21 protein-coding genes are annotated in these 24,100 nt (G+C 64.6%); 11 read left to right on the forward strand and 10 right to left on the reverse strand.

The features are described from left to right. Positions 1–37: 37 nt before the first annotated feature. The gene (locus SR3_RS17785; RefSeq protein WP_068089231.1) at positions 38–1,435 is read right to left on the reverse strand and encodes a helix-turn-helix domain-containing protein; all 1,398 of its coding nucleotides are present in this window, start codon (positions 1,433–1,435) and stop codon (positions 38–40) included. Between the two features lie 141 nt (positions 1,436–1,576). On the opposite strand from SR3_RS17785, the gene SR3_RS17790 reads away from it, so the two are divergent. From SR3_RS17790 to SR3_RS17800, 3 genes are all read left to right on the forward strand, one after another. Further along, complete coding sequence (locus SR3_RS17790; protein ID WP_068089234.1) at positions 1,577–3,160, forward strand: isocitrate lyase; 1,584 nt, start codon at positions 1,577–1,579, stop codon at positions 3,158–3,160. A gap of 34 nt (positions 3,161–3,194) precedes the next feature. Further along, a complete protein-coding gene (locus SR3_RS17795; protein WP_068089237.1) occupies positions 3,195–3,380 on the forward strand; it encodes a hypothetical protein in 186 nt (61 codons plus the stop codon). 141 nt (positions 3,381–3,521) lie between these two features. Further along, positions 3,522–5,621: a malate synthase G gene (locus SR3_RS17800; RefSeq protein WP_068089284.1), complete on the forward strand. Its 2,100-nt coding sequence runs from the start codon at positions 3,522–3,524 to the stop codon at positions 5,619–5,621. Positions 5,622–5,666: 45 nt separating this feature from the next. On the opposite strand, the gene SR3_RS17805 is transcribed toward SR3_RS17800, so the two are convergent. Next, positions 5,667–7,085 (reverse strand): helix-turn-helix domain-containing protein, encoded by a 1,419-nt coding sequence (locus SR3_RS17805; RefSeq protein WP_068089241.1) that lies wholly within the window; start codon positions 7,083–7,085, stop codon positions 5,667–5,669. A gap of 100 nt (positions 7,086–7,185) precedes the next feature. On the opposite strand from SR3_RS17805, the gene SR3_RS17810 reads away from it, so the two are divergent. Genes SR3_RS17810 through SR3_RS17825 form a run of 4 tightly spaced genes read left to right on the forward strand, consistent with a single transcriptional unit; the run spans position 7,186 to position 13,340 of the window. After that, complete coding sequence (locus tag SR3_RS17810) at positions 7,186–8,712, forward strand: acyl-CoA carboxylase subunit beta (protein WP_068089245.1); 1,527 nt, start codon at positions 7,186–7,188, stop codon at positions 8,710–8,712. Positions 8,713–8,724: 12 nt separating this feature from the next. Then, the gene (gene mce, locus SR3_RS17815) at positions 8,725–9,162 is read left to right on the forward strand and encodes a methylmalonyl-CoA epimerase (RefSeq protein ID WP_068089248.1); all 438 of its coding nucleotides are present in this window, start codon (positions 8,725–8,727) and stop codon (positions 9,160–9,162) included. Beyond that, positions 9,158–11,293, forward strand: coding sequence for a methylmalonyl-CoA mutase (scpA, locus tag SR3_RS17820; RefSeq protein ID WP_068089288.1), 2,136 nt, complete (start codon positions 9,158–9,160; stop codon positions 11,291–11,293). Before mce ends, scpA begins: the two co-directional genes overlap by 5 nt. Before the next feature lie 25 nt (positions 11,294–11,318). Beyond that, complete coding sequence (locus SR3_RS17825) at positions 11,319–13,340, forward strand: acetyl-CoA carboxylase biotin carboxylase subunit (protein ID WP_068089251.1); 2,022 nt, start codon at positions 11,319–11,321, stop codon at positions 13,338–13,340. 42 nt (positions 13,341–13,382) lie between these two features. Here SR3_RS17825 and SR3_RS17830 read toward each other — a convergent pair whose 3' ends face one another. Next, complete coding sequence (locus SR3_RS17830; protein ID WP_068089254.1) at positions 13,383–14,822, reverse strand: NAD-dependent succinate-semialdehyde dehydrogenase; 1,440 nt, start codon at positions 14,820–14,822, stop codon at positions 13,383–13,385. A gap of 228 nt (positions 14,823–15,050) precedes the next feature. Between SR3_RS17830 and SR3_RS17835 the strand changes: the two genes are divergently transcribed. Continuing rightward, entirely contained in the window at positions 15,051–16,067 is a 1,017-nt protein-coding gene (locus SR3_RS17835; protein WP_068089258.1) for an LLM class flavin-dependent oxidoreductase, read from the forward strand. Positions 16,068–16,181: 114 nt separating this feature from the next. Then, positions 16,182–18,053 carry a bifunctional sugar phosphate isomerase/epimerase/4-hydroxyphenylpyruvate dioxygenase family protein gene (locus SR3_RS17840; RefSeq protein ID WP_068089261.1) on the forward strand — a complete coding sequence of 624 codons (1,872 nt, stop codon included), beginning with the start codon at positions 16,182–16,184 and terminating at the stop codon, positions 18,051–18,053. Here the strand turns inward: SR3_RS17840 and SR3_RS17845 are convergent. The 7 genes from SR3_RS17845 to SR3_RS31395 form a co-directional block, all read right to left on the reverse strand. Next, entirely contained in the window at positions 18,050–18,958 is a 909-nt protein-coding gene (locus SR3_RS17845) for a LysR family transcriptional regulator (protein ID WP_245653971.1), read from the reverse strand. The two genes, SR3_RS17840 and SR3_RS17845, sit on opposite strands and share 4 nt — an antisense overlap. A gap of 52 nt (positions 18,959–19,010) precedes the next feature. Beyond that, on the reverse strand, positions 19,011–19,325 hold the full coding sequence (locus SR3_RS17850) for a hypothetical protein (RefSeq protein WP_068089264.1): 315 nt from the start codon (positions 19,323–19,325) through the stop codon (positions 19,011–19,013). Then, entirely contained in the window at positions 19,318–19,998 is a 681-nt protein-coding gene (locus SR3_RS17855; RefSeq protein ID WP_068089267.1) for a JAB domain-containing protein, read from the reverse strand. Before SR3_RS17855 ends, SR3_RS17850 begins: the two co-directional genes overlap by 8 nt. Beyond that, positions 19,914–20,357, reverse strand: a complete 444-nt coding sequence (locus SR3_RS31890) for a hypothetical protein (protein WP_068089270.1) — start codon at positions 20,355–20,357, stop codon at positions 19,914–19,916. Before SR3_RS31890 ends, SR3_RS17855 begins: the two co-directional genes overlap by 85 nt. A gap of 84 nt (positions 20,358–20,441) precedes the next feature. Continuing rightward, positions 20,442–20,771 carry a hypothetical protein gene (locus SR3_RS17865; protein WP_068089273.1) on the reverse strand — a complete coding sequence of 110 codons (330 nt, stop codon included), beginning with the start codon at positions 20,769–20,771 and terminating at the stop codon, positions 20,442–20,444. A gap of 35 nt (positions 20,772–20,806) precedes the next feature. After that, complete coding sequence (locus SR3_RS17870) at positions 20,807–21,436, reverse strand: helix-turn-helix domain-containing protein (protein ID WP_068089276.1); 630 nt, start codon at positions 21,434–21,436, stop codon at positions 20,807–20,809. A gap of 138 nt (positions 21,437–21,574) precedes the next feature. Then, positions 21,575–21,727 (reverse strand): hypothetical protein, encoded by a 153-nt coding sequence (locus tag SR3_RS31395; protein ID WP_157098933.1) that lies wholly within the window; start codon positions 21,725–21,727, stop codon positions 21,575–21,577. 376 nt (positions 21,728–22,103) lie between these two features. Between SR3_RS31395 and SR3_RS17875 the strand changes: the two genes are divergently transcribed. Together SR3_RS17875 and SR3_RS17880 are read left to right on the forward strand one after the other, a co-directional pair. Further along, positions 22,104–23,117 carry an MlaA family lipoprotein gene (locus tag SR3_RS17875; RefSeq protein ID WP_068089279.1) on the forward strand — a complete coding sequence of 338 codons (1,014 nt, stop codon included), beginning with the start codon at positions 22,104–22,106 and terminating at the stop codon, positions 23,115–23,117. Between the two features lie 40 nt (positions 23,118–23,157). Further along, positions 23,158–23,907, forward strand: a complete 750-nt coding sequence (locus SR3_RS17880) for a FadR/GntR family transcriptional regulator (RefSeq protein ID WP_068089282.1) — start codon at positions 23,158–23,160, stop codon at positions 23,905–23,907. Positions 23,908–24,100: the final 193 nt, after the last annotated feature.

Raw genomic sequence — 24,100 nt, forward strand, 5'->3', positions numbered from 1 at the left:
CCCCAATATGTGATTGGGGATCGCGCCCCTTATCCGGTCAGGTCGATCTGAACGGATAGGGCGCGCGCGATTGCCGCATCTGGTGGAAATCCAGCGCGCGGGTGATCGGCGGCAGGGATCGGTCCATGCAATCGGCCCGCTCGCACAGATGGCAGGCCGGGCCGATGGGGGTGACCGTGGCGCTCTGCGCGCCAAGCGCGATGCGGCTGGCATGGCGTGCCTCGCAGCCCAGCACGATCACCACGGGCTCGCGGCCATGGGGCTGGGGGAGGGCGCGGGCCCAGGTGAGATAGGCTGCTTCATCGGGCATTTCGACATGATCGACGATGGTCTCGCCCATGCGCCGTAACGCGCGATGGATGCGCCAGCGCGGGCAGCCGCCGCCAAAACGCGCGAGGGGGATCGTTTCGCTGCCATAGCGCTTGGCGACATTGCCCGAGGCATCCAGCTTCAGCAGAAACAGCGGCACGCCCCGCGCGCCCTGCCGGTCCAGCGTGGTGAGGCGATGGGCGGCCTGCTCGTAAGAAACGCCGAAGCGCGCCATCAGCAGGTCCATGTCATAGAGGCTGCCCTCGGCTGAACTCTGAAACTTGCCATAGGGCATGATGATCGCGGCGGCGGCATAATTGGCCAGAAAGCGCTTGGTGAGCAGCGCCGCCTCGGCATCCGGAGCCTGCGCCGCATCCAGCGCGGCGGCCAGCACGCGGCGCATCTCGGTGGCGGCCAGCCTTTCGGCCAGACCGAAAAGCCGGTCATGCGGGGGCAGGCTTTCGGCCAGCATCAGGCGGCGGCGGTGCGCGTCATAATGGCGGTTGGCATCGGGCATCTGATCCTGAGTCACGATGCGCACGGAGATGTCATAGCGCTCCTTCAGGCGCTGGATCATGCCCTCGCGCCGTGCATCGGCGTGATCGCCCAGCACCTCGGAGAGGGCTTCGGCCTCCATGTCGATCTCGTGGAAATAGTTGCGGCGCGCATAGAGCCAGTCGCGCAGCCACGCCACGGCGGAGGAGACCTTGGTGCCCATGGCTCCGGCGGATTCCACCCGCTTGGGCACATCGCGCAAGTCGCTCAAGGCGCGGTAGAAGCGGCCTATGGCCTCGGCGATGGCGGGGTAGTTTTCCGCCACTTCAAGCACTTCCTGACGCGGCACGCCGATGTCACGCACCAGCGCATCGGCGAAGATTTCATGCAGATCGCTGCTGGCGGCCTCATTGGCGGCGGCGGTGAAGCTGCGCAGATCGACATCATAGGTGCTGGCCAGACGCAGCAGCATCTGCGCCGTCAGCGGGCGCTGGTTGCGCTCCAGATGGTTGAGATAGCTGGGGGAGACGCCCAATTCCTCGGCCATTTCGGTCTGGTTCAGCCCCAGTTCGCGCCGCAGCATGCGCAGGCGGGGGCCAAGATACAGCTTGCGATCGGGGTTGGTGCTCATATCTGTCAGATTGTCACACTATGACTAACGTGACAAGTCAGATCATGTCTCCTTGTCATCCTTAGCCCTGTCGCACTGCAGCAAAGGGGGCCATCTGACGGGCATCCCCACTGCAACGACAGACAACAGGATGCTTGACCCATGACCTATCAGACTCTCCTCAACGATGCCGATCGCACGATCGACGCTCAGGGCTCGGCCTGGAACGGCATCGCGGCTGAGGCCGTGACGCGCATGCGCCTGCAGAACCGCTTCCACACTGGCCTCGATATTGCGCGCTACACCGCGAAGATCATGCGCCAGGACATGGCGGCCTATGATGCCGATCCGGCGAACTACACCCAGTCGCTGGGCTGCTGGCACGGTTTCATCGGCCAGCAGAAGCTGATCAGCATCAAGAAGCATTTCGGCACGACCAAGGGCAAGTACCTCTATCTCTCGGGCTGGATGGTCGCTGCGCTGCGCTCGGACTTCGGCCCGCTGCCCGACCAGTCGATGCATGAGAAGACCAGCGTGCCCGCGCTGATCGAGGAGCTGTATACCTTCCTGCGTCAGGCCGATGCCCGCGAGTTGGGTCTGCTGTTCCGCGATCTCGACAAGGCGCGCGGTACGGCGAAAGAAGCGGAGATTCAGGCCCAGATCGACAACCACCAGACTCATGTGGTGCCGATCATCGCCGACATCGACGCCGGTTTCGGCAATGCCGAGGCGACCTATCTGCTGGCCAAGAAGATGATCGAGGCGGGGGCCTGCGCGCTCCAGATTGAAAATCAGGTCTCGGACGAAAAGCAGTGCGGCCATCAGGACGGCAAGGTCACCGTGCCGCATGAGGACTTCATCGCCAAGATCCGCGCCTGCCGCTACGCCTTCCTCGAACTGGGCGTGGAAGATGGCATCATCGTGGCGCGCACCGACTCGCTGGGCGCGGGCCTCACCAAGCAGATCGCCTTCAGCCGCGAGGCGGGCGATCTGGGCGATCTCTACAACGGCTTCCTCGATTGCGATGAAGTCACGGACCTCAAGGGCCTGCGCGGCGACGTGCTGATCGAGCGCGACGGCAAGCTGATGCGCCCCAAGCGCCTGCCCTCGAACCTCTATCAGTTCCGCACGGGAACGGGCGCGGACCGCTGCGTGCTCGACTGCATCACTTCGCTGCAGAACGGCGCGGACCTGCTGTGGATCGAGACCGAGAAGCCGCATATCGAGCAGATCGCATCGATGGTGGACCGCATCCGCGAGGTCATCCCCAATGCCAAGCTGGTCTACAACAATTCGCCCAGCTTCAACTGGACGCTCAACTTCCGCCAGCAGGTCTTCGATGCCTGGAAGGAGGCGGGCAAGGATGTGTCGGCCTATGATCGCGCCGCGCTGATGAGCGTGGTCTATGACAGCACCGATCTGGCGCATGAGGCCGATGACCGCATCCGCACCTTCCAGCGCGATGCCGCCAGGCGCGCGGGGATCTTCCACCACCTCATCACCCTGCCGACCTATCACACCGCCGCCCTCTCGACCGACAATCTGGCGCGGGAATACTTCGGCGAGGCCGGGATGCTGGGCTACGTTGCCGGCGTGCAGCGCAAGGAAATCCGCGAGGGCATCGCCTGCGTGCGCCACCAGAACATGTCGGGCTCCGACATCGGTGACGATCACAAGGAAGCCTTCGCTGGCGAGGCCGCGCTGAAGGCCGGCGGCGTCCACAACACGATGAACCAGTTCGCCTGAGGATCAGGCCGAAACCGAAGAAAGGAGAAGTATCATGACCGTTCAGACCATTGAGCCAACCGCAGAACGCACCGAACCCACCCCGGCGCGCCCGATCTTCTCGACCGCCGACTTCAAGCTGCTGCGCACCGCGGTGCTGGCCTATATCCATCAGGTGGAGGACAGCCCGGAATCGCAGGCCTACAGCCATCTGTACCACCGTCTGGGTCGGCTGCGCTAAGCGGCTGACGTCTATAAGTTGACGGGGCCGGGCATAAGGCTCGGTGACCTGAAAGACCCGGCAGAACAAAAGGGCTGGAGCGGTTGGTCCCATCGTTTAGGATCAGCCGCTCCAGTCGCTCTAAACATGTGAGAGATGACCATGACAGGATACACCAACCGCGCCGGCCTGTCGGTTGCCGAGCCGCTGGCCCGCTTCATCGAGGAGCGCGTGCTCCCCGGCACGGGGATCGAGCCTCAGCCCTTCTGGTATGGCGTGGCGGGCATTTTCGGCCGTTTCGCGCCCGAGAATGAGGCTCTGCTCCTCAAGCGCGACCGCTTGCAGCAGCAGATCGACAGCTGGCACGAACAGCACCACGGCCAGACCATCGATGGCGAGACCTATCAGGCCTTCTTGCGTGAGATCGGCTATCTGGTGCCTGAACCCGCACCTTTTTCGGTCGATCCGCGCCATGTGGATGAGGAGGTGGCGCTGCGCTCCGGCCCCCAGCTGGTGGTGCCCGCGCTCAACGCCCGCTTTGCGCTCAATGCCGCCAATGCGCGCTGGGGTAGCCTCTACGATGCGCTTTACGGCACCGATGCGATCCCTGGCACGCCAGAGGGCAAGGGTTTCGATGCCGCACGCGGCGCGCAGGTGATCGCCTATGCCAAGGCCTTCCTCGACAAGGTCGTGCCGCTGGCGCATGGCTCATGGGCGCAGTGGAAGGGTGGCGTGCTGCCGCTGGCCAATCCCGGGCAATGGGTGGCGCAGGATGCGCGGCGCATTCTGCTTTCCAACCACGGGCTGCATATCGAGATCGTGATCGATCCCACCCATCCCATCGGGCGCGACGATCCGGCGCATATCGCCGATGTCATTCTGGAATCGGCGCTGACCACCATCGTTGATCTGGAGGATTCCATCGCGGCGGTCGATGCTTCGGACAAGGTTGCGGCCTATGCCAACTGGCTCGGCCTGATGAAAGGCGATCTGGAAGAGAGCTTCGAGAAGGGCGGCCAGACCGTCACCCGCAGCCTCAATACGGATCGCAGCTATGCCGCCCCCGATGGCACGGACATCGTGCTGCCGGGCCGCAGCCTGATGTTCGTGCGCAATGTCGGCCATCTGATGAAAACCCCCGCCGTGAAGCTGGCCGATGGCGACGACGCGCCCGAGGGCATTCTCGATGGCATCGTCACCAGCCTGATCGCCCTGCACGATCTGCGCGGCAACGGGCGGTTCCGCAACAGCCGCGAGGGTTCGATCTACATCGTCAAACCCAAGATGCACGGGCCCGAGGAGGTCGATTTCTCCGACCGCTTGTTCGATGCCATCGAGGACACGCTGGGCCTTGCCCGCCACACGATCAAGATCGGCGTGATGGATGAGGAGCGCCGCACCTCGGCCAATCTGGCGGCCTGCATCCATGCGGTGCGGCACCGCGTGGTCTTCATCAACACCGGCTTCCTCGACCGCACGGGCGACGAGATCCACACCTCGATGCGCGCCGGGCCGATGCTGCGCAAGGCCGAGATGAAGGCGGCGGAATGGATCGCCGCCTATGAGGACCGTAATGTCCAGATCGGTCTGGCCTGTGGCCTGTCGGGCAAGGCGCAGATCGGCAAGGGCATGTGGGCCGCGCCCGACCGCATGGCCGATATGCTGGAGCAGAAGATCGCCCATCCCAAGGCGGGGGCCAGCACGGCCTGGGTGCCGTCGCCCACGGCGGCGACTTTGCATGCCACGCATTACCATCTGGTCCATGTCCCCGTGCGTCAGGCCGCGCGCAAGGCCGAGCCGGTGGTGCCTTTGGGCAAGCTGCTGATGGTGCCGCTGGCGTCCGGCCACAACTGGTCACCCGAGGAAATCCGCGAGGAGCTGGACAACAACGCTCAGGGCATTCTGGGCTATGTGGTGCGCTGGGTCGATCAGGGCATCGGCTGCTCCAAGGTGCCCGATATCCATGACGTGGGCCTGATGGAGGATCGTGCGACCTTGCGCATTTCCTCGCAGCATCTGGCCAACTGGATGCTGCATGGCGTGGCCAGCGCCAGTGAGGTGGAGGGCGCCCTGCGCCGCATGGCCGCCAAGGTGGACGGTCAGAATGCGGGCGATCCGCTCTATCAGCCGATGAGCGGGCAGGAGGGCAGCAGCCCCGCCTTCCTCGCCGCCCGCGCGCTGGTGTTCGAGGGCGTGACCCAGCCCAATGGCTACACCGAGCCGCTGCTCCATGCGTGGCGCGCGCAGGTGAAGGCCGGGTGACAGGCAGGGCGGGGATGTCTGGAACGGCATCCCCGCCCTGATGGCCTACTCACAAATATCGTAGGGGATGGGGCCGCGCCGCCGTGTATCGATGGAAATCTGCTTCTCATTGGGCGGATAGGCGCGCTGATGGCAATCCATGCGAGGACAGATGCGGCAAGAGACGCCGATTTTGGTGAAGGCCTCCTCGCAGCCCATGTTCAGCGTATCGGCATAGACGAAATCGCTGGCCAGAGAGGTCTCCCAGCCCAGCACCAGAGCATGGCGGCGCGGCGGCAGGAAATAGCTGTCCGAGGGCTTCAACTGCCCGCGCGCCAGAAAGACATAGCGCCCACCCTCCGCCATATCGGCCAGTTGCAGATGGATGCGCTCGGGCACGGTCACGGCCTCATGGGCGATCCACAAGGGGCAGGCGCCGGAAAAGCGCGCCAGCTGCAGGCCATTGGCGGCGTGCCGCTTGGTGATGTTGCCGCCCATATCGATCTTGCAGAAGAACACCGGCGTGCCCCGCGCATGGGGGCGCTGCAGGGTGGAAAGCCGATGGCAGGCCTGCTCGAAGCTGACGCTGAAGATCTGCCGCAGCCGGTCGACATCATGGCGCAGCCGCCGCGCCGCATCGCGAAAGCCGCGATAGGGCATCAGCAGCGCCCCCGCCGCATAATTGGTGAGGCCCACCGTCAGCAAATGGCGCGCGGTCTGCATGGTGAGGTCCGAAGCCTCGACCGTCTCGCGGATTTCCCGCGCCAGAGCGATGGCGCAAATCTGGAACGCCATCTGGAAGCGCAGGCTCTCCATCGGCTGGTTGGCGTTCAGCACCAGCTGCTTGCCGCTCTCGTCATAGCTGCGCATCAGCGAGGTGGCATCGAAGCGCAGGCTGATGCCGCGCTGCGTGAACCACTCGGAAAGCCGCGCCGTATCGGGCGAGGGGGCGCCATCGGCAAGGCTCAGGCCAATCGCCTCGGCGCCGGTGTCGATCAGATGGTTGTAATTGTCGGCGCGGTTGAACCAGTCGCGCACCTCCTCCCATGGCAGGCGCCCGCCCGAGAGCATGTCCGAGCCCAGCGCCTCATCCACCGCCTCCAGCCTTTGCGCATTGGAGCGATAGAGCCGGTAAAGCTGGGCGAATTGTGCGGCAAAGGCGGGGTGCTGCTGGGCAATGCGCTCGATCTGATCTTCCGGCAGGGCCTCACGCAGGGCGGGATCGCGCGTGGCCTCCAGCAGGCTTTCGATCACCGGTTCCTGCGGCGTGTCGGTCCGGTCGGCCCAATCGCGCGGGTAGAGCGTGCGCAGCCTGGCCATCAGGCGCGGGGTGAGCGGGCGGCTGTCGCTTTCCAGCTGCGAAAGATAGGGTGGGCTGATGGACAGCTGCGCGGCCATCTCGGCCTGTCGCAAGCCATGGGCGGCTCGCAGGTTTTTGAGGAAGGGGCCGGCGTAAAGCCGGCGCTGGGCGGGGGAGGTTTCCATGAGGAATTTGCTAAGTCATGCATTGCAAATTAGCAAGATTGCATTGGACAGCGCCGAGGAGGACTGCGAAAGCAGGAAAAATACCTCAGGAGAGCTTTGCATGAGCGCCAATGTCGCCGAAATGGAAACCCGCCGCGCCGCCGCGCGCATGGGCGGTGGCCAGCGCCGCATCGATGCCCAGCACGCCAAGGGCAAGCTGACCGCGCGTGAACGCCTCAAGGTCCTTCTCGACGAAGGATCGTTCGAGGAAGTCGACATGTATGTCGAGCACAATTGCGTCGACTTCGGCATGGCCGACAACCATATTCCCGGCGATGGCGTGGTGACCGGCAGCGGCACGATCAATGGCCGTCTCGTCTTTGTGTTCAGCCAGGATTTCACGGTCTTCGGCGGCGCGGTGTCGGAACGCCATGCCATGAAGATTTGCAAGATCATGGATATGGCGCTGAAGGTCGGCGCGCCGGTGATTGGGTTGAACGATTCCGGCGGCGCGCGCATTCAGGAAGGCGTCGCCAGCCTTGGCGGCTATGCGGAAATCTTCCAGCGCAATGTGCTGGCCAGCGGCGTGGTGCCGCAACTCTCGCTCATCATGGGCCCCTGCGCGGGCGGCGCGGTCTACAGCCCGGCGATGACCGACTTCATCTTCATGGTGAAGGACAGCTCCTACATGTTCGTGACCGGGCCCGATGTGGTCAAGACCGTCACCAACGAGGTCGTCACGCAGGAGGAGCTGGGCGGCGCCGTCACGCACACCACCCGCACCAGTGTGGCCGATCTGGCGCTGGAGAATGACATCGAGGCGCTGCTCGCCACGCGCGAACTCTTCGATTACCTGCCGCTCTCCAACCGCGCGCCGCTGCCCGAGCGCCCCACCAGCGATCCGTGGGACCGCCGCGACGACAGCCTCGACACGCTGATCCCGGCCAGCGCGGCGCAGCCCTATGATATGCATGAGGTCATCCGCAAGGTGCTGGATGAGGGCGATTTCTTCGAGATCCAGCCTGCCCACGCCGCCAACATCCTCTGCGGTTTCGGCCGCATCGAGGGGCGCACGGTGGGCGTGGTGGCCAATCAGCCGATGGTGCTGGCGGGCGTGCTGGACATCAACAGCGCCAAGAAGGCCGCGCGTTTCGTGCGCTTCTGCGATGCTTTCGACATTCCGATCGTCACCTTCGTGGATGTGCCCGGCTTCCTGCCCGGCACGGCGCAGGAGCACAATGGCATCATCAAGCATGGCGCCAAGCTGCTCTTCGCCTATGCCGAGGCGACCGTGCCCAAGATCACCGTCATCACCCGCAAGGCCTATGGCGGCGCCTATGACGTGATGGCCTCCAAGCATCTGCGCGGCGATCTCAACTATGCCTGGCCCACGGCGGAAATCGCGGTGATGGGCGCCAAGGGCGCGGTGGAGATCATCTTCCGCGGCCTGTCTGGCGAGGAAATCGCCCAGAAGACCAAGGATTACGAGGACCGCTTCGCCAATCCCTTCGTGGCTGCCTCCAAGGGCTTTATCGATGAGGTGATCCATCCGCACTCGACCCGGCGCCGCATCGCGCTGGGGCTGCGCAAGCTGCGTGGCAAGGCGCTGGAAAACCCGTGGAAGAAGCACGACAACATTCCGCTTTAAGGGAGCCTTGCGATGAAGCTGGGTCGTTTGAACCATGTGGGCGTGGCGGTGCCGTCGATGCAGGACGCCATGGCCTATTATCGCGATGTGCTGGGTGCCGAGGTGATCACGCAGCCTTTCGATATGCCCGAGCAGGGCGTGAAGGTGGCTTTCGTCAACACGCCGGGGCAGGATGGCACCGCGGGCACGCAGATCGAGTTGATCGAGCCCTTGGGCGCGGATAGCCCCATCGCCAGCTTTATCGCCAAGAACCCCGCAGGCGGCCAGCACCACCTGTGCTATGAGGTGGCCGATATTGAGGCTGCCCGCGCATGGTTCGAAGGGCAGGGCAAGCGCATTCTCGGCCCCACGCGGATCGGCGCGCATGGCACGCCGATCTTCTTCCTGCACCCCAAGGACATGCTGGGCCAGCTGACCGAAATCATGGAGACACCCCGTGAGCAGCATTGAAAACCCCGGTCTGGAAGACTGGGAAAAGCTCTCCGCCAAGGAGGTCAAGGGCCGCGATCTGACTTGGCACACGCCGGAAGGGATCGACGTCAAGCCGCTCTACACCGCCGATGATGTAACGGCCGACCCCGGCCTGCCCGGTTTTGCGCCTTTCACGCGCGGCGTGCGCGCCAGCATGTATGCCGGTCGCCCCTGGACGATCCGGCAATATGCGGGCTTCTCCACCGCCGAGGAATCCAACGCTTTCTACCGCCGCAATCTGGCGGCGGGGCAGAAGGGTCTGTCGGTGGCCTTCGATCTGGCGACCCATCGCGGCTATGATTCCGACCATCCCCGCGTGGTGGGCGATGTCGGCAAGGCGGGCGTGGCGATCGACAGCGTCGAGGATATGAAGATCCTCTTCGACGGCATTCCGCTGGGCGAGATGTCGGTTTCCATGACGATGAACGGCGCGGTGATCCCGATCCTGGCCTTCTTCATCGTCGCGGGCGAGGAGCAGGGCGTTGACCGCAAGCTGCTCGATGGCACCATTCAGAATGACATTCTGAAGGAGTTCATGGTCCGCAACACCTATATCTACCCGCCCGAACCCAGCATGCGGATCATCTCTGACATCTTCGGCTACACCAGCCGCGAGATGCCCAAGTTCAACTCCATCTCGATCTCCGGCTACCATATGCAGGAGGCCGGGGCGACACAGGTGCAGGAACTGGCCTTCACCATCGCCGATGGCATGGACTATGTGCGCTATGGCGTGGCGAGTGGCCTCGACATCGACAAGTTCGCCGGGCGCCTCAGCTTCTTTTTCGCCATCGGCATGAACTTCTTTATGGAGATCGCCAAGCTGCGCGCCGCCCGCGTGCTGTGGCACCGCGCCATGACGCAGCTGGGCGCGAAGGACGAGCGCAGCAAGATGCTGCGCACCCATTGCCAGACCAGCGGCGTCTCCCTGCAGGAGCAGGATCCCTACAACAATGTCATCCGCACCACGGTGGAGGCCATGGCCGCCATGCTGGGCGGCACGCAGAGCCTGCACACCAATGCGCTGGACGAAGCCATCGCGCTGCCCACTGATTTTTCCGCGCGCATCGCCCGCAACACCCAGATCGTGCTGCAGGAAGAAACCGGGATGACCAAGGTGGTCGATCCGCTGGGTGGCAGCTATTATATTGAATCGTTGACGCAATCTCTGGTCGATGAGGCATGGGCCATCATCGAGAAGGTGCAGGCGGAAGGTGGCATGGCGCAGGCCGTCGCCGCCGGCTGGCCCAAGGCGATGATCGAGACGGCTGCCGCCGCCCGTCAGGCGCGCGTCGACAAGGGCGAGGATGTGATCGTCGGCGTCAACAAATACCGGCTGGCTCAGGAAGACCGCATCGAAACGCTGGAGGTGGACAACCACGCCGTGCGCGATGCCCAGATCGCCCGCCTCAAGGCCACCAAGGCCGCGCGCGATGAAGCGGCCTGCCAGGCTGCCTTGGCCGCTCTGACCGAGGGAGCCAAGGGCGAAGGCAATCTGCTGGAACTGGCCGTTGAGGCCGCCCGCCACCGCGCCACGCTGGGCGAGATCAGCGCGGCGATGGAGGAGGTGTTCGATCGCTATGGCACCACGCCCACGCCGGTGAAGGGTGTTTATGGCGCGGCCTATGCGCAGGACAATCGCTACAGCCAAGTGCTGGATGGCGTGGAGGCTGTCGGTCGCCGCCTTGGGCGCAAGCCACGTCTGCTGGTTGCGAAGATGGGGCAGGACGGTCATGATCGCGGCGCCAATGTGATCGCCAGCGCCTTCAGCGACATGGGCTTTGACGTGACCAGCGGACCGCTGTTCCAGACCCCTCAGGAAGCCTGCGATCTGGCGCTGGCCTATGAGGTGGATGCGGTGGGCGCCAGCTCTCTGGCCGCCGGGCACAAGACGCTGATCCCCGAGCTGATCCGCCTGCTGCGCGATGCCGGGCGGCCTGACATCAAGGTGGTGGCGGGCGGGGTCATCCCGCCGCAGGATTACGATATGCTGCGCGATGCCGGGGTGCAGGGCATCTATGGGCCGGGCAGCAATGTGGTGGAATGCGCCGCCGATATGCTGCGCCTGTTGGGTCATAACATGCCGCCCGTCGATGCGGTGATGGCGTAAAGCACGGAAGTTGGGACGAGAAACGATGTTCAAGAAAATCCTGATCGCCAACCGTGGTGAAATCGCCTGCCGCGTCATCAAGACGGCGCGCGCCATGGGGATCGCCACCGTGGCGGTCTATTCCGATGCCGATGCCCGCGCGCCCTTCGTGCAGATGGCGGATGAAGCCGTGCATATCGGCCCGTCGCCCGCCGCGCAGTCCTATCTGATCGCCGAGAAGATCATCGCGGCCTGCAAGCAGACCGGCGCCGATGCCGTCCATCCCGGCTATGGCTTCCTCTCCGAACGCACCAGCTTTGCCGAGGCGCTGGCCGCCGAGGGCATCGCCTTTGTCGGCCCGCCGGTGGGCGCAATTGCCGCCATGGGTGACAAGATCGAGTCCAAGAAGCTGGCCAAGGCGGCGGGCGTCAATGTCGTCCCCGGCTTTGTGGGCGAGATCGAGGACACCGAACATGCCGTGCGCATCTCGGCGGAGATCGGCTATCCGGTGATGATGAAGGCCTCGGCCGGCGGCGGCGGCAAGGGCATGCGCCTGGCCTACAGCGAGCAGGACGTGCGCGAGGGCTTCGAGGCGGTGAAGCGCGAGGGCCTCAACTCCTTCGGCGATGATCGCGTCTTCATCGAGAAGTTCATCCTCAACCCGCGCCATATCGAGATCCAGATCCTGGGCGATCAGCACGGCAACATCCTTTACCTCAACGAGCGCGAATGCTCGATCCAGCGCCGCCATCAGAAGGTGGTGGAAGAGGCCCCGTCGCCCTTCGTCAGCCCTGCCATGCGCAAGGCCATGGGTGAGCAATGCGTCGCCCTCTCGCGCGCGGTGGGCTATTACAGCGCGGGCACGGTGGAACTGATCGTCTCGGGCGCGGACCCCACGGGCGAAAGCTTCTACTTCCTCGAAATGAACACCCGCCTGCAGGTGGAGCACCCCGTCACCGAGGCGATCACCGGCATCGATCTGGTCGAGCAGATGATCCGCGTCGCGGCGGGCGAGAAGCTGGCTTTCACGCAGGATGACATCGGCATCGACGGCTGGGCCATCGAGAACCGCGTCTATGCCGAAGATCCCTATCGCGGCTTCCTGCCCAGCACCGGGCGCCTCAGCCGCTATCGCCCGCCGGTGGAAGGCTGGACCGACGATGGCGCGGCCAATGGCCGCCGCGGCGTGGCGGGCGTGCGCGTGGACGATGGTGTCTATGAAGGCGGCGAGGTCTCGATGTTCTACGATCCCATGATCGCCAAGCTGGTGACATGGGGCGCCACCCGCGATGAAGCCGCCGACCGCCAGATCGCCGCGCTCGATGCTTTCGAGATCGAGGGGCTGGGCCACAACATCGATTTCGTCAATGCCATCATGCAGCATCCGCGCTTCCGCAGCGGGGAACTCACCACCGGCTTTATCGCCGAGGAATATCCCGAGGGTTTCCATGGCGCGGCGGCGTCGGACGAATTGCTGCGCGAACTGGCGGCGATTGCGGCGTTTGTCGCCACGGCGCGGGCTGATCGTGCGCTGGAGATTTCCGGGCAGCTGGATGGCAGGCTGACGCCCGATCTCGACTGGCAGGTCAAGCTGGGCGGCCAGAGTTTTGCCGTCGCGGTGGATGAGGATGAGATCACCGTCGATGGGGAAGTCGTCGATCTGGCGATGGAATACACGCCGGGCGACAAGTTGATCCATGCCGAAATCGGCGATGAAGCGCTGACGGTGAAGATCGAGCCGACCCGCAGCGGGCTCACCATCACCACGCGCGGGGCGATCCACAAGGCGCAGATCCTGCCCGCGCGTCTGGCCGGTTTTGCCGCCCATATGATCGAAAAGATTCCGCCCGATCTCTCCAAATTCCTGATCTGCCCGATGCCCGGCCTGCTGGTCTCGCTCTCAGCCAGCGTGGGGGATCGCGTGGAAGCCGGTCAGCCGCTCGCCGTGGTCGAGGCGATGAAGATGGAGAACATCCTGCGCGCCGGCAAATCGGGCGTGGTAAAGGCCGTCAACGCCAAGATGGGCGACAGTCTGGCGGTGGATGCCGTTATTCTGGAAATGGAATAAGCTTTAGGCCTCCCCGGCATAACACCGGGGAGGCCAAGTCGCTTACACGTTGGCGATCACCACCGCACGCGTGTTGAGGTAAGCGTCCAGCGCCTCGGGCCCGCCCTCAGTGCCGTAGCCCGAATCCTTCAGGCCGCCGAAGGGGAGTTCCGCCGAAGGGGTGGCCGGCGTGTTGACCCACAGCATGCCCACCTCGACGCGCCGCGTCAGCAGGTCGGCATTGGCCAGCGAGCGGGTGAAGGCATAGCCCGCCAGACCGAAGGACAGGCGGTTGGCCTCGCTGATGGCCTCCTCCAGCTTGTCGAAGCCGCGAATGCCCGCCACCGGGCCGAAGGGCTCGTCGTTGAACAGGCGGGCCTCCAGCGGCACATCGGTCAGCACGGTGGGCTGCCAGAAATTGCCCGTCTCGCCGATGCGCGCGCCGCCCGTCAGCACGGTGGCGCCCTTTTCGACGGCATCCTGCTGGAATTCGGCCATGGCGGCCAGACGACGCGAATTGGCGAGCGGGCCCATCTGCGTGCCCTCCGCCGTGCCGTCGCCCACCTTGATGCCCTGCGCATAGGCGGCCAGCGACTTGGCGAACTCATCCTTCACGCTGTTGTGGACGAGGAAGCGCGTGGGCGAGATGCAGACCTGACCGGCATTGCGGAACTTGGCGGTGCCAACGCTGCGCACGGCAAGGGCGATGTCGGCGTCTTCCGCCACGATCACCGGGGCATGGCCGCCCAGCTCCATCGAGACGCGCTTCATATGCTGGCCCGCCAGACCCGCCAGCAGCTTGCCCACTGGGGTCGAGCCGGTGAAGGTGATCTTGCGGATGATCGGGCTGGCGATCAGATATTCCGAAATCTCGGCGGGATTGCCGAAGACGAGGCCCAGCACGCCCTCGGGCAGGCCCGCGTCCTGAAACGCCTTGATGAGGGCGGCGGGGCTGGCCGGGGTCTCTTCCGGCGCCTTGACGATCAGCGAGCAGCCTGCCGCCAGACCCGCGGAGATCTTGCGCACCACCTGATTGATCGGGAAGTTCCACGGCGTGAAGGCCGCCACCGGGCCCACCGGGTCCTTGATGACCATCTGGCGCGTCGAGATGTCGCTGCGGTGCGGGACAAGGCGGCCATAGACGCGGAAGCCTTCCTCGGCGAACCATTCGATGATGTCACCGGCGGCCAGCGCCTCGCCCTTGGCTTCCACCAGCGGCTTGCCCTGTTCTTGCGTCAGCAGCACGGCGATGTCATTGGCGCGCTCGCGCATCAGGGCGGCGGCCTTGCGCAGGATCTTGCTGCGGGCGGCGGGGGTATAGTCACGCCACACTTCGAAACCGCGTTGGGCGGCGGCGAGCGCCTTGTCGAGATCGGCCTTCCCGGCATGGGCGACGCGGCCGATTTCCTGCCCGGTGGCGGGATTGTCCACCGCCAGCGTGCGCCCGTCGGCGGCATCCTGCCAGACGCCATCGATGAAAAGTTGCGTGTTGGGATAGGCCATCTTGGGGGGCTCCGGATCAGAGGGGGGGCTTCTGAGGTATGCGGCGCATCATATCGGAAGGGGCCGGGCGCGGGGCAAGCAGGACCATGGCAGGGGCTTGTCGGCTTGCGATGGGGCGTTGTTCATGCGGGATCATTGGATGGCGTGCTGGCCCCATCCTTGAATTTCAAGGCCGCCATCACAATGATAAGCGGGCATTAATCATTCTATCCCTTGGCAGGACGTGCTATGAAGAAGATCGGTTTTCTCTCTTTCGGTCACTGGTCGGATCAACGCGGATCGGCGACACGCTCGGCCAGCGATGTGCTGTTGCAATCGATCGATCTGGCTGTCGCGGCGGAGGAGCTGGGGGCCGATGGGGCCTATTTTCGCGTGCATCATTTCGCGCGGCAGCTGGGCTCCCCCTTTCCGTTGCTGGCGGCGGTGGGGGCCAAGACCAGCCGCATCGAGATCGGCACGGGCGTGATCGATATGCGCTATGAAAACCCCTTCTATATGGCCGAGGATGCCGGTGCCGCCGATCTGATCGCGGGGGAAAGGCTGCAGCTGGGCATCAGTCGCGGCTCGCCCGAGCAGGTGATCGATGGCTGGCGCCACTTCGGGCATCAGCCTGCCGAGGGTGAGAGCGATGCCGATATGGGCCGCCGCCATGGGCAGATGTTCTTTGATTTGCTCAGGGGCGAGGGTTTCGCCAAGCCCAACCCCAGCCCGATGTTCCCCAATCCGCCGGGGCTGCTGCGGCTGGAGCCTTTCTCGCCCACGCTTAGGAATCGCATCTGGTGGGGATCGGGCAACAATGCCACGGCGGTCTGGGCGGCGCAGCAGGGCATGAATTTGCAAAGCTCCACGCTGAAGGCCGATGAAAGCGGCGAGCCCTTTCATATCCAGCAGGCCAAACAGATCCGCCTCTATCGCGAGGCTTGGAAGGAGGCCGGGCATCAGCGCGAGCCGCGCGTGTCCGTCTCGCGTTCGATCTTCGCCTTGGTGAATGAGATGGACCACGCCTATTTCGGACGTGGCGAGAGCGGCGACCAGATCGGCGTGATCGACAACATGCGCGCGGTGTTTGGCCGCTCCTACGCTGCCGAGCCCGATCGCCTGATCGAGGAACTGCGCCGCGACGAGGCCATTGCCGAGGCCGATACGCTGCTGCTCACCGTGCCCAACCAGCTTGGCGTGGATTACAACGCCCATCTGATCGAGGCGATCCTGACCCATGTTGCCCCAGCTTTGGGCTGGCGGTGATCGCGCGTAGGCAGGCCATAACATGATGGTATGATCGACCTATATAGGATGGCTTACCCCGCTGCGCTGGCAGGCGCATAATCGCGGGGTCAGCCATTCCGCAGGGGTCTTGCCATGTCGTCCAATGCCATCGCCACGGTTTCGCTCAAGGGCACCTTGCAGGAAAAGCTGGCGGCGGCGGCGGGCGCGGGCTTTGCCGGGGTGGAGATCTTCGAGGCCGATCTGATCGGCTCCAGCCTGTCGCCCACAGAGGTGCGCAAGATGCTGGAGGATCTGGGCCTCACCTGCGATCTCTACCAGCCCTTTCGCGATTTCGAGGGGATGCCCGGCGCCCTGCGCGCCCGCGCGCTCGACCGTGCCGAGCGCAAGTTCGACCTGATGGGCGAACTCAACACCAACCGCATTCTGTTCTGCTCCAACTGCCAGCCCCATTCGCTGGGCGAGCGCCAGCGCATCATCGACGATTTCGCCGAGCTGGGCGAAAGGGCGGCCAAGCGCGGCATTCTGGTGGGTTACGAGGCGCTGGCCTGGGGCCGCCATATCTATGACCACCGCGATGCCTGGGAGGTGGTGAAAGCCGTCGATCATCCCAACATCGGCATCATTCTCGACAGTTTCCATTCGCTCTCGCGCCGCATTCCCAATGCCAGCATCGCCGATATTCCCGGCGAGAAGATCACCTATGTCCAGCTGGCCGATGCGCCGCTGCTGGAGATGGATCTGCTCTACTGGAGCCGCCATTTCCGCAATCTGCCGGGGCAGGGCGGGCTGGATGTGGCGGGTTTCGTCGCGGAAATCCTGCGCAGCGGTTACAAGGGCCCGCTCTCGCTGGAAATCTTCAACGACCGTTTCCGCTCCAGCTCCCCCGCGCTGGTGGCCGCCGATGGCTATCGCTCGCTGGACTATGTGCGCGATGCGGCGCTGACAAGGCTGGGCCAGCCCACCACCATGCCCGCGCCGCAACCCGTGCTGGGCACCGAATTTATCGAATTTACTGCCGAGGGTGATGAGGCGGAAACGCTGAAGGAAACCTTCGCCAGCCTGGGTTTTGCCAAGGCGGGCAAGCACCGCAGCAAGAAGGTGACGCGCTGGCAGCAGGGCGGCGTCAATCTGGTGGTCAATGCCGAGCCCAAGGGTTTCGCCAAGACCTATCGCACGGTCTTCGGCACCTCGATCTGCGCCATCGGGCTGCGCGTGGCCGATGTGCAGGCGGTGCTGGACCGCGCCACCGCGCTGGGCATCCGCCATTACACGCCCGAGGGGCGCCCGGGCCGTCTGGCCATGCCGGCGCTGCGCGGGGTGGGCGGCACGCTGCTCTATCTGATCGCTGACGATGATGCCGAGGCCCTGTGGCACCGCGAATTCCCCGGCGCGGGTGAGGGCACTTCCGCGCAGGCCGTGAACCGCGTCGATCATCTGGCCAGCGTGGTGCATCATGACGAGTTCCTGTCGTGGCAGCTCTATTGGCGCGCGCTTTTCGGGCTCGAGGCGCTGAGCGAGCAGGATGTGATCGACCCCTCGGGGCTGGTCCATAGCCAGGCGCTGCAATCCGCCGATGGCGCCTTCCGGGTGACGATCAACGCCTCGGATGCGCGCGAAACGCTCTCCTCGCGCTTTCTGGCGCGGGGCATGGCGGGCGGCTTCCAGCATGTCGCGCTGGCCAGCGACGATCTGGCCGCCAGCAGCGCGGCCCTGCGCGAGCGCGGTGCGGCCCTGCTGGAGATCCCCGCCAACTATTACGAGGATCTGGGCGCCCGTTTCGGCTTCGATGAGGCGCAATTGGCCGCGATGGAGCAGGCCCATCTGCTCTATGACGAGGATCTGGCGGGCAACCGTTTCCACCAGATGTACAGCCGCGCGGTGGACCGCCGCTTCTTCTTCGAGTTCCTGCAGCGCGATGCGGGGTACAATGGCTATGGCGCGCCCAATGCGGGCGTCAGGCTGGCGGCGCAGGCCCGCTTCCGCCCGGCCGATCCCATCGATTAACCCCGGGGCAGTTTCAGCAGCACCTTGCGCGCGATCCCTTCAAAACTTTCGCCGATGATCGCGCGGGGCGCCTCCAGATTGCGGTTGAGATAGACCGGCAGGCTGGCGGGCTGGTCGAACTCCAGAAAGCGCACCGTTTCGGCATGGGGCTGCATGGCGGTGAAGCTGTCGACCAGTGCCACGCCCATGCCATGCGCCACAAAGGCCACCGCCGTTTCGGCAAAGCGCAGATAGCTGGCCACCTTCAGCGTACAGCCCGCCAGCGCGAACATGGCGGCAATCGCATTGCCATGCGGCGTATCGGGCGGGAAGGACAGGATCTGGTCCCCGGCGATCTCCTCCACGGTGATCTTCCCGCGCCCGGCCAGCGAATGGTCGGCAGGCACAGCGCAGACCAGCCTTCCTGCTGAAATGCGGTTCGAGAGCACATTGGGATGGTCGATGGGGAACAGCGTCAGCGCATAATCGCCGCGTTGCGTCGCCAGATAACCCGAGGCCTGATCGACCGAGAGAATATCGAACTGCAGCGTCAGCCCGGGAAAACTGGCTGTCAGCTGCGCCAGCATGGCGGGCAGGATCGAATGGCCCAGCGAGGGCGAGGCGCCGACGCGAAAGATGCGGTCCTCCCCCTTGGCCAGACGGCGCACCGTGTGATCCAGCCCGGCCAGGCCATCATAGAGGCGCTGGATATCCTCGAACAGCACCTGTGCCTCATGGGTCGGCATCAGGCGGCCCTTGGTGCGGTCGAACAGGCGGAAGCCGAGATGGTCTTCCATATGCGCCAGCATGCGGCTGATGCCCGGCTGGGAGGCGCCCAGCAGCTTGGCGCCGCCGCTCACCGTCTTGGTGATCATCACCGCGCGAAACATCTCGATCTGGCGCATGGTGAGCATGGGGTTGAGCATTCAGGCCGCATAACACAGCCCATCCGCCCCGAACACCGGGGATAAGGCGGCGTTACAGCACGGCGGCGATCCTGCGGGCGCCCTCGTCCAGCAGGCGCAGGCGGCCCTGCGCGTCGATCTCGATCAGGCCTTCCTTGGCGAGGATCGCGATCCAGCGCCGGTCCATGTCGCTGCGCTGGGGGGCAGCGCCGAAGAAGGCGGTCGGCTCGGTATCCGCAGGCGGGGACAGGGCTTCCAGCAGGATCTTCAGCGGGCGCAGGGACTGGTCGATAACGCCGATCCCCTCAGACAGGGCGCAGGCCTTTGCCAGCAACTCCCGCGCTTTTTGGGCCTGCTGCGGCGTGATGCGGTCGGCGGCGTCAGTCATGCCGCGCTCCTTCCACGATGTGTCCTTCCACTCTCTGCGCGTGGCGCATGCTGTAGATCGCCTCGCGGCCCACGATCAGATGGTCCACAAGGTCCACGCCGATGGCTCTTGCCGCCTCCTGCGCGGAGCGGGTTGCCTGATAATCCATGGTGCTTGGTTCCGGCTGCCCGCTCGGGTGGTTGTGGGCGAGGATGAAGGCGGTGGCCCCGCAGCGGACAGCCGCGCGCAGCAGGCGCCGCGTGCCCAGCGAAACCTCATGCGCGCCGCCGTAAGCCAGAATCTGGACATCGATGCAGGTGTTTGCCGGCCCCAGAAACAGGGCGAGCAGCGCTTCATCTGCGCGATGGCCCAGCGTCTGGATCAGATAACTGAACAAGCTGCCGTCGATGCGGGGGCGGGCGGCCTCGCTGCGGGCCAGAGCGATCAGCTGTCGCGCCAGATCGGCCTTGAGCGAGGAGGCGGGGTAGGGCGCGTCGAGACTGTCGATCAGCGCGTGAAAGACCCCGGCCAGCGAGTGATAACGCCCCAGAAGATGATCGGCGGTGGCCTGCGGCTGGCTGTCGTCGTCACCGGCCTGCGCGCTGGCGATCAGGGCCGAGAGGAACTGTTCTTGAGGTTGCCGGCAGGGCGCAGATGCCGGAAGGAGATCGTCCCCGCCAGCAGGGCGAAACACTGGATATAGGACGGCACCCGCGTCATGATGCCATAGGCCAGCCCGGCCTCCCCCGTCAGCAGGTAATGCACCATATGGCCCAGAAGAGCGACGACTTGCGCTGCGCAAAACCATAAAGTCCAACTTCGTCTGGTGGAAAGGGCCAGATAGAAACAGGCCGGCGTGGCCAGCCCGTCGATCAGGGTGCCCCCCAGATTGACGTCCATATGCGCTGTCACGAAGGGCAGCAGCAGCAACAGCAGCGATCCGGCGGTGATCCACAGAAAGATCGCCGCGCCGAGCCGTTCCAGCCTGCCACCGGCAAGGATGGCATAGCCGGAACACAGGCCCCATAGAATCAGGTAAAGGACGGTTCGCATGGGATCATATCATGGCATGCAGGGATCACCCATGCACGTCTGGAATGAACCGCGAACCGCCCTCCTTTGTTGATCTTTGACGGATCAGCCGGCCAGACGCGCGGTCTCGGTCAGCGTGGCGGCGCCGGACGGGCAATCGCCGACATCGGCCAGCCCGGTTTCCTGATGGATCTTGCGCAGGCGGGCATGGGCCTTGGCCACTTCGCCGCTGGCGCTGATCAGGCCTTCCATCGCTTTGCCGACATGCTGGATCGCCATTTCGCCGGTGCCGGGGGCCACGCCCTCCGCGCTGCGCGCGGCGACCATCGAATTGAGCAGGGTGGTCAGCGCCATCAGCGCCTGATCGATGTCATGCTCGGCCTGGGGCAGCTGGCGGGCGAGGCGGGCGGTGGCGGCGGACATGGTCATGGTCATGATGTGGTCTCCCTGAAGGTGCAGGGAAACGAAGGTCAGCGACCGTGGAAAATCCTTGTCAGTCCCTCTCCGGCGGCCACTGCGACAAGGATCATCACCATGATCGCCGCAGCCAGCGCGAAGATGTGGATCAGACGCCGGATCATCTCCGGTTGGGCCGTCTCCGTTCCCATCCAAGCCGACATCGGGGCCTTCTGCGCTTCCCGAGGCGCCATGGCGGCGGCATCTGAGAAGGTGAGCATGGGTTCCTCTGTCGGGGCAGGGTCAGTAAGCGGGTTGTTCTGCGGCTGCGCCAGTATGAACGGTTCATATACGAGCCGTTCGGGTATGGGCTGTGGCGCCATATCGCTGACATGATGGAGATCGTCAGCGGTTTGTCGATCCGGCGCGCCTTCGCCCAGCGTATGATATGCGAGTGATTGGGGTACACCCTTGAGCTTCGCATACAGGATCGCGGCCTCATGCCGGGTCGCCGCGCCAAGGCGCTGGCGCGCGCTGTCCAGCCGCTGGTTGACCGTATGGGGCGAGATGCCCAGTTCCAGCGCGATCTGCTTCGAGGTCAGGTGATGCAGCACAAGCTCCAGGCATTCGCACTGCTTGGCGGTCAGGCTGTCGAGGCTGATCCGGCCGTTCATGCCTGTATCATTCGTGGCCGTATCGTTCATGGCGAGCGGTCCTCCGGCATCATGCTGCCAAGACCGCGCCGCGGCCCCTCCGCGCAACCTTAACGCATCTGCCGGACCAGCGGCACCCCCAATCGGGTCGAAGATGAACGAACGATGGTTAACGCCTGCTCGATGCGGTCAGGCTTTTGCGCCCGCGGCGGAATCCAGTCTCTCGATCTCCTCGCGCACCACATCGATGGCCGCGGCGACATGGGCCGCGGCAATATGCATGTCCGATTGGTCGAGATGGGCAAGAACCCATTCCAGCATATCCAGCGCAACAAGGGGCAATATATGTCTCCTGATGCGCGAGATATTAGGTTTTTTCGACGGGGGTGACAAGTTGCATCATATCATGTGCGGCAGCGTGATTCGGTTGATCGTACTGCGATGCATCGCGATTCTCTTTGTCTTGGTAAAATCGCGTGCCTCATCTATGTCCGCATCCGGATGAGAGCTTTATTGGTACTTATGCGTATGTGGTCACGGAAACCGATTGCATCCGATCTGTCCGCGATTGGGACGGCTCACGCGATCCGTCGCAAATTGTCGCAAAGCCACTAGGCGTAGCTGTGTAAATCGTTACAATCGCTGGAATGGGTGGGGGCATCCATACATTTTTTTGACTTTTTGATCCGGGGCATGGTCGCGCCCGGGGGGGTTCTGTATGGCTGTGGCGGCTGGTTTTTCAGCATGGTTGGGTTTTGCTCTGTTGACGCCTGCGGGAACGGCTCCGGAGGCCGTGCAGGCCGCGCCGCCCGCGAGTTCCGCGCAAGCGCCTTCTTGCGGCGCCACCTGCACGGAAAGCGGGGAAACGGATGCGCCCGCCGCGCCCGTGGTTCCGCCCGAACCAGCCTACACCATGTATGATGACGAGTTCTTCGACATGCTGCCGCCCCCGGCCCTGCCCGAGGTGAAGAAGCAGGATGCGCAGGATGAAGCCAATGACATCCTCGTCTCCGGCCACCGCCATGTGCGTTACGATCCGCTGGAAAAGGTGAACAAGGTCTCCTTCGATGCGGTGCAGGCGGTGGACCGCGCCGTGGTCGCGCCGCTCTCGAACACCTATGAGCGCATCATTCCCGAGCCCGCGCGCGACGGCATCCACAATATGGTCCATAACCTGCGCGAGCCCTATATCGCCATCAACTTCCTGCTGCAGCACCGCGTGGGCAAGAGCGCGGAGACCATCGGCCGCCTGATTGTCAACTCCACGCTGGGGGTGGCGGGCCTGTTCGACATCGCCAAGCGCAAGCCCTTCCATCTGCCGCGCCGCCCCAACGGCTTTGCCGACACCATGGGCTTTTATGGCGTGCATTCGGGCCCCTATCTCTTCCTGCCGGTGGTGGGGCCGACCACGCCTCGCGATCTGCTCGGCAACATTCTGGACCGGCTGGTGATCCCGCTGACCTTTGGCCGTCTGGCGCGCAACCCGGCCTATGGCGCGCCGCTGGTGGTCTTCGGCGCGATGGACCGTCGCCTGAAGAACAGCGCAAGGATCGAGGGCGCCAAGAACTCGGCGGACTTTTATGCCGCCATCCGCGAGGAATACATGCTGCGCCGCCGCCTTGAGATCGAAGGCCTGCATTACCACCGCCCCCGCAAGGACAAGCCCGCCAAGCTGCCGCCGCGCGTCAGCGAGGTGAAACCGGCGGAGGGCGCGGCGCCCACCCCGTCCTGAGCGGTCTTGCCAAGGGCGCATAAACCGTCAACATGCGCCCATGGACGAGGCATATGACGGACAGGAACGCCGCAGGCTGGATGCGACCCAGAATGCTGATCTGCTGCACACCACCGTCGCGCGCGATCTGGGCATCGCCATTGTGCAGGGCCGCTATGCCGCCGGCGAGATGCTGCCCAGCGAGCTGACCGCGATCCAGTCGCTGAAGATCTCGCGCCCCGCCTACCGCGAGGCGATCCGCATGCTGGCGGCGAAGAATCTGGTCGAGATCCGGCCCAAATCCGGCACCCGCGTGCTGCCCCGCCGCCAGTGGAATCTGCTGGACCCCGATGTGCTGGGCTGGGTGCTGAAGAACGCGCCGACCGACACATTCCTGACGGCGCTGTTCGATGTGCGCATGATCGTCGAGCCTGCCGCCGCTGCTCTGGCCGCGCAGCGCCGCACGCAGGCGCATCTGGAGCAGATGGCCGATGCCCTCGACGTGATGGGCCGCCATCCGCATGACAGCCCCGAGGGCCAGGCGGCGGATGAGCTGTTCCACCAGATTTTGCTCGATGCGGCGGACAATGAGATCTTGTCGCAGCTGGCCTCGCTGATAGGCGCCTCGGTGAGCTATATCGCCGAGTTCAAGCGCGACCGCCATGTGCGGCGCGATCCCAAGCCTGACCACGATGCGTTGTTCCGGGCGATTGCCGCGCGGCGCAGCGAGGCGGCGCGGTCCATCGTGCTGAACCTGATCGAGCACGCTCGGGAGGATACCGAGGATGTGTTCGATGGGGTGGAACGGTAGAAGGAAGAGGAAATACGAGGGCCATCGCCCTCGCGCTCCCTTTAGTGTCTACGTGGCGCTTCGGGTTCGGCCATAGGGCAAGGTCGCCGCGCCGCAGGCAGTATTCCCAAGGCAGCGCCCGGACATGATCTTATTGCCTGCGGCGCTTTGCGTGGCGCAGGTGGTAAGGCAGGGCGCAACGATACGGCGCCAC

Origin of the sequence: Novosphingobium rosa NBRC 15208 (assembly GCF_001598555.1) — a bacterium.
Classification (GTDB): Bacteria; Pseudomonadota; Alphaproteobacteria; order Sphingomonadales; family Sphingomonadaceae; genus Novosphingobium; species Novosphingobium rosa.